The following is a 10,905-nucleotide window of genomic DNA, read 5'->3' as shown; positions in this document are numbered from 1 at the left end:
CGCACATAGGGCCTGCGTCCGCCCGGCAGCCGGGGCCGCTCCCCGCCCCGGGCCCCGCGCGACTGGAGCCGTATCAGCTCCCGGCCGAGCGCCACCCCCGACGACCACACCGCCGCGTCGGCCGGCAACGGGACCCGGGGGCCGGTGGCGGAGGGCCGGGCGGCGGCCAGGACCCAGGCCAGCACCGCTTCCGGGGTGAACGCGTCCGGCTCCGCCGTGCCGCCGAGCCGCCCGCGCAGCAGCTCCGTGAGCCCCGGAGCCAGGTTGGGTTCCGTGCCGCCTGGCCTGCGGTAGAGCGGCCTGATCCGGCCGGGCCGCCCGGCGGGGGAGTGCCCGTCGGGCAACAGCGCGGTCACGGACAGGGCGGGCCCGGAATCCTCGGGGGCGGAGCTGTGCTCGACCGCGAAGAGCTGCCGCCCGTCGGCGACCCGCCACAGCTCCGGACGGGCCGCGTCGATCAGCCGGTGGTCGGGGAGCAGCCACTGTTCGTCGTAGGGGCCGTGGAGGATCCGTACGGGGTCGGGGCAGGGGCCCGGGGTCCGGGCGAAGCGGCCCGTTCCGGCGGAGCGGCCGGGCAGGGCGGCGACCGAGGAGTGCGGCGTACGGGAACGGCTGGCCGCGAACAGCCGCTCCTGCTCGGCGGGGCCGGCGGCGGCCAGCCGTTCCCAGCGGGCCCGGAGTGCCACGGGGTCGGGGCCGCTCACCCAGGCGCGGCCGGTCCGCAGCGGCCGTACGGACCACGGCATCAGCTCGTCCAGCGACAGCAGCCCGTCCTGGGACAGGGGTCCGTCCGGCGGTCGGGGTGTCCCCGGCGGCGAGGACCGGGCGTTCCCGTCGTCGCCGGCCGCCGCTGTCCCGTGCGCTGTCACCTGCCCGTCCTCCCCTGTCCGCCGTGACCCCTTCGCATCGTAACGGCGGGCCGTGCGCCCGTGGGGCGGGGTCAGTGGGCCTCCACCGTCACGGAGAAGGAGAACCGGTCGCCCCGGTAGCGGATCCGGGCCACGTCCACCACGCGCCCCTCCTCGTCGTACGTCACGCCCGTGTAGTGCAGGATCGGGCTGAGCAGCGGGACCTGGAGCAGCTCGGCGGTGACGGGGTCGGCGAGCCGCGCCTCGACCGTGTCCGTGATCCGGGAGATCCGCACCCCGACGACGTCGCGCAGGACCTTGGTCATCGGCCAGCGTTCGAGGTCGGCCACATCGATCCGGGCGGCGATGTCGGGACGGACCGCGTTCTCCGCCCAGTTGGTGGGCTCGTCGCTCTGCCCGTCGCGGCGCAGCCGCCGGTAGCAGGTCACCTCGGCGCAGTCCGGGAAGAACTCGGCGAGATCACCGGGCACCGCCGTCGGGCCGTGGCCGAGAATGGTCGTCGCCTCCCCGGACTGCTGGGCCACGATCGCGTCGACCGAGCCCAGCAGCCGGACCGGGGAGACCCGCCGGGCGCGCGGCTCGATGAACGTGCCGCGCCGCCGGTGCCGACTGATCAGCCCCTCCGCCTCCAGCTCCTTGAGCGCCTGGCGCATCGTGAGCACGCTGACCCCGTAGTGCGCGGCGAGCTGCTCCTCGGTGGGGAGCCGGGCGGAGGCGTCCTGGGGGCGGCCCAGTATGGAGGCCCGCAGGGACTGGGAGACCTGGTACCAGAGAGGCAGCTTCCGGTTCAGGACGAGGGAGTCGGGGGCGAAGGCGGGCGGGGGCGGCACCGGGGCCGCCCCGGCGTCAGGGGCGTCCGCTGCGTCCCCGCCGGTCCCGGTGACGGCCCCGCCCGTGGTGTCCCGGCCGGTCCTTCGGAGGTCCGCCCCGGCTCTCTCCTGGCTCTCTGTCATGTCGTCCCCGTCCCGTCCCCTCCGGCCTTCCGCCGTCTACGGCCGGAAGTTGCGGCTCAGACCCTGCCATACGTCGTCGTAGCCGCGCTGGAGGTGTCCGGCGGCGGCCGCCTGCGCGGTCGCCGTGACCGGCCAGCGGGTCTCGAACATGAAGGCCAGGCCGTCGTCGATCTTCTGCGGCTTCAGCTCCGCCGCGCTGGCCCGGTCGAAGGTCTCCCGGTCCGGTCCGTGCGCCGACATCATGTTGTGCAGGGAGCCGCCGCCCGGGACGAAGCCGTCCGCCTTGGCGTCGTACGCACCGTCGATCAGGCCCATGTACTCACTCATCACATTGCGGTGGAAGTACGGCGGGCGGAAGGTGTCCTCGCCGACCAGCCAGCGCGGGGCGAAGACGACGAAGTCCACCCCGGCCAGCCCCGGGGTGTCGGACGGCGAGGTCAGCACCGTGAAGATCGACGGGTCGGGGTGGTCGTAGCTGATTGTGCCGATCACGTTGAAACGGCGCAGGTCGTAGACGTACGGGGTGTGGTTGCCGTGCCAGGCCACCACGTCGAGCGGCGAGTGGTCGTACGTCGCCGACCAGAGGTTCCCGCAGAATTTGTTGACCACCTCCACCGGGCCCTCGTGGTCCTCGTACGCGGCGACGGGCGCGAGGAAGTCCCGGGCGTTCGCGAGGCCGTTGGCGCCGATCGGGCCGAGGTCGGGCAGCGCGAACGGGCGGCCGTAGTTCTCGCAGACGTATCCGCGCGCGGTCTCCTCCAGCAGCTCGACCCGGAAGCGGATCCCGCGCGGGATCAGCGCGACATGGCCCGGCTCGGCGCGCAGCAGGCCCAGTTCGGTGCGCAGCAGCAGTCCACCGCGCTCGGGGACGATCAGCATTTCGCCGTCGGAGTCGCTGAACACCCGGTCCGTCATCGAGGAGTCGGCGTTGTACAGGTGGATCGCCATACCCGCGCGCTGCGCGGCGTCGCCGTTGCCGCCGAGCGTCCACAGGCCGCTCAGGAAGTCCGTGCCGGGCGCGGGGTCGGGCAGCGGGTTCCAGCGCAGCCGGTTCGGGTCCGGCGCCGTCTCGGTGAAGGGCGCCGAGCGCAGCCCCCCGTTGTCGACGCGGGTGAACGCGGGGTGGGCGGCCGAGGGGCGGATCCGGTAGAGCCAGGAGCGGTGGTTGTCCGCGCGCGGCTCGGTGAAGGCGGAGCCGCTCAGCTGCTCCGCGTACAGCCCGAGCGGGGCGCGCTGGGGGGAGTTGCGGCCGTGCGGCAGCGCCCCGGGAACCGCCTCCGAGGCGTGCTCGTTGCCGAAGCCCGAGGAATACGTCAGCCCCTCGGCCGTCTTCCTCGCCTGGTCGATCGCGCTCATCCCGCACTCCCGGTGCCCAAGAAAGCCCTCGGATCCGCCGGACGACGAATCCTATGTACTACCGTAGGAATGGGAGCGGGCCACGTCAACGGCATACATCGCGCCATTCGTGGCCCGTGTCGCGCCCATCGTGGCGGGTGCGGGGAGGGGTCCGTGGGCGGACACCGCCGCCGTTCACCGGGTGGCGGGTGCGGTCCGCCGGGTCGTCTCGGGGCACGGCATCATGGGGCCCGTGCCCCAAGTCAACCCGAACCTCCGCCGCGCCCCCGTGCAGCAGCGCAGCGCCGACCGGCTGGCCCGGATACTCGACTCCTGCGCCGGACTCCTCGACGAGACCGGCTACGAGCAGCTCACCACGCGGGCCGTCGCCGAGCGCGCCGACGTGCCCATCGGCTCCGTCTACCGGTTCTTCTCCAACAAACGCGCGCTGGTCGACGCCCTCGCGCTGCGTAACCTGGACAGCTACGCCGACCGTATCGCCGCCCGGCTCGCGGACCTTCCCGCCGACGACTGGCGCGCCGCCATCGACGCGGTGCTCGACGAGTACCTGGCGATGAAGCGGAGCGTCCCCGGCTTCGCGCTCGTCGACTTCGGGCCGCCGTTCCCGGCCGAGGGTGCGGCGGACGACGCCAACCGGCGGCTGGCGGACCGGCTCGCCGCACTGCTCGCCGGCCACCTCGGCCGACGGCCCGACGAGGCGCTGTCCCGGGCGATCCTGGTGAGCGTGGAGGCCGCCGACGCGCTCCTCCAACTGGCCTTCCGCACGGAACCGTCGGGGGACGCGGCCATCGTCGCCGAGACGCGGACGCTGGTCAGGTCCTACCTCGCCCAGACGCTCGACTGAGCGAGGGCCTTCTGCCGGGGAGGTTTCGGCCGCTCGGCTCCGCGTGCCCGGGCGCGGGTGCGCCCGCCTGTCCTTACTCCTTGCGCGTCGCCCTCTGGCTCCGCGTGGCTCGGCTCCGCGTGGCTCGGCTCCGCGTGGCTCGGCTCCGCGTGGCTCGGCTCCGCGTGGCTCGGCTCCGGGCGGGTCCGCGCGGGGCCGCGTGCCCGGGCGCGGGCACGCCCTTCTGCCTGTGCACCTCGCGTGTCGCCCCTGGCCGGGGGGCTTCGGCTCCGGGTGCCGCCTGCCCGTGCGGCTCGCGTCACCCCCTGGCCGGGGGGGGGGCTCCGGCGCTGTGTACCCGTCTGCCCGGGCGCCTTGCGCGGCGCCCCCTGGTCAGGGGCCCTCCGGCTCCGCCTGCCCGCCTGCCTGTGCGCCTTGCGTGCCGCTCCTGGCCGGGCCCGCTCGGCGTCTCCTCCGCGCAACACCTCCCCACCGTGCGTACCGGTCGGTATGCTCGCCCGTGCCGGGGCTTCCACGCTCGCCCGGCCCATGTCCGCGTGCCGTCGCCGCAGCCGCCCCGGGGAGGGCCCATGTCCCACGAAACCCGCACCGCACCGCGTATCTGCCCCCTCTGTGAGGCCACCTGCGGCCTCACCCTCACCATCGAGGGAGCCACCGTCACCGGTGCGCGCGGCGACCGCGACGACATCTTCAGCCGGGGGTTCATCTGCCCCAAGGGAGCCTCGTTCGGGGGGCTCGACGCCGACCCCGACCGGCTGCGCGTCCCCCTCGTGCGCGGCGACGACGGGGAGCTGCGTGAGGCCGCCTGGAGCGAGGCGTTCGACCTGATCGCCGCACGGATACCGGAGCTGACGAAGGCCCACGGGCCGAACGCGGTCGGCGTGGTCCTCGGCAACCCCAACGTGCACACGATGGCGGGCTCCCTCTACCCGCCCCTGCTGCTCGGGGCCCTGCGCACCCGCAACGTGTTCACCGCGAGCACCCTGGACCAGATGCCCAAGCACGTCTCCAGCGGCCTGCTCTTCGGTGACGCGCACGCCATCCCCGTACCGGACCTCGACCGCACCGACCACCTCCTCCTGATCGGCGCCAACCCGCTGGAGTCCAACGGCAGCCTCTGCACCGCCCCGGACTTCCCCGGGCGGCTCAAGGCCCTGCGCCGGCGCGGCGGCACCCTCACCGTCATCGACCCGCGCCGTACCCGCACCGCCCGCATCGCCGACCGGCACGTCGCGATCCGGCCCGGCGCGGACGCCCTGTTGCTGGCCGCGCTCGCGCACACGCTCATCGCCGAGAAGCTCGCCGACCCCGGTCCGCTCGCCGGCCACCTGGAAGGGGTCGATCAACTGGCCGCCGCCCTCGTGGACTTCACCCCGGACGCCGTCGCCGCCGCCTGCGACGTGGACGCGGACACCATCACCGCCATCGCCCGCGAACTCGCCGCCGCCCCCACCGCCGCCGTCTACGGGCGCATCGGCAGCTGCACCGTCGAGCACGGCACCCTCGCCAGCTGGCTGGTGGACGTCCTCAACATCCTCACCGGCAACCTCGACCGGCCGGGCGGCGCGCTGTTCCCGCTCTCCGCGACCGCCCGCGCCCCACGGCCCGCCGCCCCGGGCAAGGGCTTCGCGCTCGGCCGCTGGGCGAGCCGGGTCTCCGGGCACCCCGAGGCCAAGGGCGAACTGCCCATCGCCGCCCTCGCCGAGGAGATCGACACCCCGGGCGAGGACCGCATCCGCGCCCTGTTGGTCATCGCGGCCAACCCCGTGCTCTCCGCGCCCGACGGCGACCGCCTCGACGCGGCCCTCTCCGACGGGCTCGACTTCATGGTCAGCGTCGATCCGTATCTCAACGAGACCTCCCGGCACGCCGATGTCGTCCTGCCACCGCCGCCGCCCTCGCAGAGCGCCCACTTCGACTTCGCGTTCAACGGCTTCGCCGTGCACAACCAGGTCCGCTACACCCGCGCCGCCGTGCCCCTGGACGACGACCGGATGGACGAGAGCGAGATCCACGCCCGACTCGTCCTCGCGGTGAGCGGCACGCACGGCGCGCCGCCCTCCGCCGTCGACGACCTGGCCATCACCACCGCCCTCACCCGTGCCGGAGCCCCGAAGGAGCTGGCCGCCGGCCTCACCGGCGACAACGGCCCCGAACGGCGACTGGACCTGATGCTGCGCCTCGGCCCGTACGGGCTGACGCTGGAGCGGCTCCTCGCCCACCCGCACGGCATCGACCTCGGCCCGCTGAAACCCCGCGTCCCGGAGGTCCTGCGCACCCGCTCCGGCCGCATCGAACTGCTTCCGGAGCCGATCGCCGCCGATCTGCCGCGCCTGCGCCGGGCACTGGGCGACCGGCCGGCCCCCCTCGTCCTCGTCGGCCGCCGCCATCTGCGCTCCAACAACAGCTGGATGCACAACGTCGGCTCGCTCACCGGCGGGACCAACGTCTGCACCCTCCAGATCCACCCCGAGGACGCGGCCCGCCTCGGGCTGCTGGACGGGGCCACCGCCCGGATCGAATCGTCGGGCGGCCGGATCGAGGCTCCCGCCGAGATCACCGACACCGTGCGCAGCGGGGTGGTGAGCCTGCCGCACGGATGGGGCCACAGCCGCCCCGGCACCCGTATGACGGTCGCCGCCGCCCACCCGGGCGCGAACGTGAACCAACTGCTCGACGGCACGCTCCTGGACCCGCTGTCCGGCACCGCCGTACTGAACGCCATTCCGGTCTCCGTGACCCCCGCTCTCTAGCATCACCGTGTTGACCTGGGGTTTTGCTCGTATTGCTCACACGTCAACATCTTGTTAACGCCGCGAGAGCGCCCCTAACGTCATCCGGACCGCCGAGACCGGTGGGAGTTCAAGGATGAACGTTAGGTATCCCCCATGCTGACAATCCTCGGCTTCGCCATGATCGCGACCTTCCTGGTCCTGATCATGACGAAGAAGATGTCGCCGATCGCGGCGCTGGTACTGATCCCCGCACTGTTCTGTGTCGCCGTCGGACAGGGAGCGCAGCTCGGCGACTACGTCATCGAAGGCGTCGGCAACCTCGCGCCCACCGCGGCCATGCTGATGTTCGCCATCGTCTACTTCGGCGTGATGATCGACGTCGGCCTGTTCGACCCGATCGTCCGGGGCATCCTGAAGTTCTGCCAGGCCGACCCGATGCGCATCGTCGTCGGTACGGCGGTGCTCGCCGCGATCGTCTCGCTGGACGGCGACGGCTCCACCACCTTCATGATCACCGTCTCGGCGATGTATCCCCTCTACAAACGCCTGAAGATGAGCCTGGTCGTCATGACCGGCGTCGCGGCCACCGCCAACGGCGTCATGAACACCCTCCCCTGGGGCGGCCCCACCGCCCGTGCCGCCACCGCACTCAAGCTGGACGCCTCCGAGATCTTCGTGCCGATGATCCCGGCGCTGGCCATGGGGCTGCTCGCCGTGTTCGTGCTGGCGTACGTGCTCGGCCTCCGGGAGCGCAAGCGCCTGGGGATGCTCACGCTCGACGAGGCGCTCGCCCGGGAGCCGGAGCCGGAGACCGTGTCCACCGGCGCGGGCGGCGCCGGCGGTGAGGACCGCCTCCGCAAGGGCGCCTCCGCCTCCGCCTCCGTGGGAGGTACGGGCGCCGGCACCGACGCCGACGCCGACCCCGCGGGCGGGGACGACGACGAGTTCCAGGGCCTCGACCCCAACCGGTCCACGCTCCGCCCGAAGCTCTACTGGTTCAACGCCGGACTCACCGCCGCCCTGCTGACGGCGATGATCATGGAACTGATGCCGATCCCGGTGCTCTTCCTGCTCGGCGCGGCCCTCGCGCTCACCGTCAACTTCCCTCACATGCCCGACCAGCGGGCCCGGATCGCCGCGCACGCCGACAACGTCCTCAACGTCTCCGGCATGGTCTTCGCCGCCGCCGTCTTCACCGGAGTCCTCACCGGCACCGGCATGGTCGAGAACATGGCCGACTGGGTCGTCGGCGCGGTCCCCGAGGCGATGGGCCCCCACATGGCCATCGTCACCGGCCTGCTCAGCCTGCCGCTCACCTACTTCATGTCCAACGACGGCTTCTACTTCGGCGTCCTCCCCGTCCTCGCCGAGGCGGGCGCGGCTCACGGGGTCTCACCGCTGGAGATCGCGCGCGCCTCCCTGGCCGGCCAGGCCCTGCACATGTCCTCGCCGCTCGTGCCCGCCGTGTACGTCCTCGTCGGCATGGCGAAGGTCGAGTTCGGCGACCACACCCGCTTCACCGTCAAGTGGGCCGTCCTCACCTCGCTCGTGGTGCTCGCGGCGGGCGTCCTCTTCGGCATCATGTAATGACACGCACACCGCGAACCGGGCCCGGCAGGGGCTGGCTGCTGCGCCTCGTCATCGCCTTCGCCTTCGCGCAGGGGGCGGTGTCGATGGCGCGGCCCGCCGTCTCCTACCGGGCCCTCGCGCTCGGTGCGGACGAGACGGCCGTCGGCGTCATCGCGGGGGTCTACGCCCTGCTCCCGCTGTTCGTCGCCGTGCCGCTCGGCCGCCGCACCGACCACGGCCGCTGCGCTCCGCTGCTGCCGCTCGGCGTGCTCCTGATCTCCGGCGGCTGCGCGCTCAGCGGCATGGTCTCCTCGCTGCCCGCGATGGCCGCCTGGAGCGGGGTGATGGGCCTCGGCCACCTGTGCTTCGTGATCGGCGCGCAGTCGATCGTGGCCCGGCAGTCCGCACCCGACGAACAGGACCGCAACTTCGGGCACTTCACCATCGGGGCCTCGCTCGGCCAGCTCATCGGCCCGGTCGCCGCCGGCGCGCTCATCTCCGGCCAGGGCGGGACCCTGGGGCGTACGAGCGCGCTCGCCCTCCTCGTATCGGCCGCGGTCGCCGCCGTCGCCCTCGCCTCGCTCTGGCGCATCGAGCACCGCCGGGCGACCGGCTCCGGGAGCAGGCCCGGGGACAAGGTCCCGGTCCGCGCGATCCTGGGCGCGCGCGGCGTCCCCGCGGGCATCTTCATCAGCATGGCGGTGCTGTCCGCCACCGACATCCTCACCGCCTACCTGCCGGTCGTCGGCGAGCACCGCTCCATCGCGCCGGCCACCGTCGGTCTGCTGCTGAGCCTGCGGGCCGCCGCCACGATCGCCTGCCGGCTGGTCATGTCGCCGCTGCTGGGGCTGGTGGGCCGCAGAGCCCTGCTGACCACCAGCTGCCTGCTCGCCGGACTCCTCTGCGCGGGCGTCGCCCTCCCCGTGTCCGTCCCGGTCCTCGCCGTCATGCTCGCCGTGCTCGGCTTCTGCCTCGGCGTCGGCCAGCCGCTGTCCATGACCACCGTGGTCCGGGCCGCCCCCGACCGGGCCCGGTCCACCGCGCTCGCCCTCCGGCTGACCGGCAACCGGCTCGGCCAGGTCGCCGCCCCCGCCGCTGCCGGGCTGATCGCGGGCGCGGTGGGAGTGGCCGCCCCGTTCGTGCTGCTCGGCGTGGGCCTGATCGGCGCGGCGGGACTCGGCCTGCGCGGCGACGGGCGCCCGGAACCGGCACCAGAACCCCTGGACACGGGGCCGGCACCGGAACCCCCTGACACGGAGTCGGCACCCACGGACACGGAGTCCGCCCTCGCCCCGCCGGACACGGTGCCCGCGGCCGTACCGCAGGACACGCAGGACACCCCGGCGGGCAGCGGTCCCGTACCGCCGACCGTACGGAACGGGGCCGAGAACCCCGGCTGACCGGCCCCACCGGACCCGTATGCCCCAACCTTCGCGCGAGTCATTCCCACACCCCGCCCGGTGGGCTAGCTTCCCCCCACAGCCGCTCCCCACCGCGATGCCACCACTTCCTCCGGGCGGACCCTCATGACGCGCGCGATCTCCCTGCACCAAGTCAGCAAGAACTACGGCCGGGACCGGCGGGCCGTCGACCGGTTCACGCTCTCCATCGACCCGGGCGAGTTCGTCGTGCTGCTCGGCCCCTCCGGCTGCGGCAAGTCCACCGTGCTGCGCATGATCGCGGGCCTGGAGGAGATCACCGAGGGCGAACTGCTCCTCGACGGGGAGCACGCCAACCACACCCCGCCGCGCGAACGCGGCATGGCGATGGTCTTCCAGAACTTCGCGCTGTACCCGAGCATGACCAACCGGGCCAACATCGGCTTCCCGCTGAAACTGGAGAACCCCCGCGAGGACAACACCGCGCGCGTCGAGGCCACCGCCCGGATGCTCGGGATCGGGCACGTCCTCGACCGCTACCCGGCGCAGCTCTCCGGCGGCGAGCGCCAGCGGGTCGCGATGGGCCGGGCCATCTCCCGCCGGCCCTCGGTGTTCCTGATGGACGAGCCGCTCTCCAACCTCGACGCGAAGCTGCGCAGCCATCTGCGTGCCGAGATCGCCCTGCTCACCAAGGAGCTGGGCGTCACCACGGTCTATGTCACGCATGATCAGGCCGAGGCGATGTCCCTCGGCGACCGGGTGGCCGTGATGCGCGGTGGAGTCCTCCAGCAGGTCAGTCCGCCCCGCGAGGTCTACGCCCTGCCGGACAACGTGTTCGTGGCCGCCTTCATCGGCACCCCGCGCATCAACCTCCTCCAGGCCGTCGTGCACGCCCCGCTGGAGGGCCGGATGTCGATCGACCTCGGCAGGCAGCGGCTCGCCCTGCCCGAACCCCTCAGCCCCGACCACCAGTTGCTCCGGATCCAGCAGGGCCGGCGGATCATCGTGGGGCTGCGCTCGGAGGCGGTCCGGATCGCCCCGCCCAGCCAGGCCCGGCCCGGCGAGGTCGCCCTCAGCGGCGTCGTCGAACACGTCGAATACCAGGGGCACGAGGCGCTGGTCCATCTCAGGACCGGTTCGCGGCCCGCCGTGGTCCCGGATCTCGAATCCGCCCGGCCCCGGGCGATGCCCCGCCGCCGC

Annotated in this window: 8 protein-coding genes; 5 read left to right on the top strand and 3 right to left on the bottom strand. The window is 73.4% G+C overall.

Annotated elements, in window-relative coordinates; all coding sequences use genetic code 11:
* The 3 genes from HET64_RS30840 to hmgA form a co-directional block, all read right to left on the bottom strand.
* On the bottom strand, positions 1–869 hold an 869-nt coding region (locus HET64_RS30840), incomplete at its 3' end, for a type ISP restriction/modification enzyme (protein ID WP_215110441.1).
* 71 nt (positions 870–940) lie between these two features.
* On the bottom strand, positions 941–1,822 hold the full coding sequence (locus HET64_RS30835) for a GntR family transcriptional regulator (RefSeq protein WP_215110440.1): 882 nt from the start codon (positions 1,820–1,822) through the stop codon (positions 941–943).
* Between the two features lie 36 nt (positions 1,823–1,858).
* Positions 1,859–3,178, bottom strand: coding sequence for a homogentisate 1,2-dioxygenase (gene hmgA / locus HET64_RS30830; RefSeq protein ID WP_215110439.1), 1,320 nt, complete (start codon positions 3,176–3,178; stop codon positions 1,859–1,861).
* A gap of 223 nt (positions 3,179–3,401) precedes the next feature.
* Between hmgA and HET64_RS30825 the strand changes: the two genes are divergently transcribed.
* The 5 genes from HET64_RS30825 to HET64_RS30805 form a co-directional block, all read left to right on the top strand.
* Entirely contained in the window at positions 3,402–4,022 is a 621-nt protein-coding gene (locus tag HET64_RS30825; protein ID WP_215110442.1) for a TetR/AcrR family transcriptional regulator, read from the top strand.
* A 569-nt stretch (positions 4,023–4,591) separates the two neighbouring features.
* On the top strand, positions 4,592–6,775 hold the full coding sequence (locus HET64_RS30820) for a molybdopterin-dependent oxidoreductase (protein ID WP_215110438.1): 2,184 nt from the start codon (positions 4,592–4,594) through the stop codon (positions 6,773–6,775).
* Positions 6,776–6,910: 135 nt separating this feature from the next.
* Positions 6,911–8,344 carry a CitMHS family transporter gene (locus HET64_RS30815; RefSeq protein WP_215110437.1) on the top strand — a complete coding sequence of 478 codons (1,434 nt, stop codon included), beginning with the start codon at positions 6,911–6,913 and terminating at the stop codon, positions 8,342–8,344.
* Entirely contained in the window at positions 8,344–9,726 is a 1,383-nt protein-coding gene (locus HET64_RS30810; RefSeq protein WP_215110436.1) for an MFS transporter, read from the top strand. Before HET64_RS30815 ends, HET64_RS30810 begins: the two co-directional genes overlap by 1 nt.
* A gap of 126 nt (positions 9,727–9,852) precedes the next feature.
* Positions 9,853–10,905, top strand: a 1,053-nt coding sequence (locus HET64_RS30805) for an ABC transporter ATP-binding protein (RefSeq protein WP_215110435.1), incomplete at its 3' end; no start/stop codon positions are given.

The sequence above is a fragment of the Streptomyces sp. McG3 genome (assembly GCF_018619185.1).
In the GTDB taxonomy this organism is placed as follows: domain Bacteria; phylum Actinomycetota; class Actinomycetes; order Streptomycetales; family Streptomycetaceae; genus Streptomyces.
This window is presented reverse-complemented; position numbering and strand designations above follow the sequence as displayed.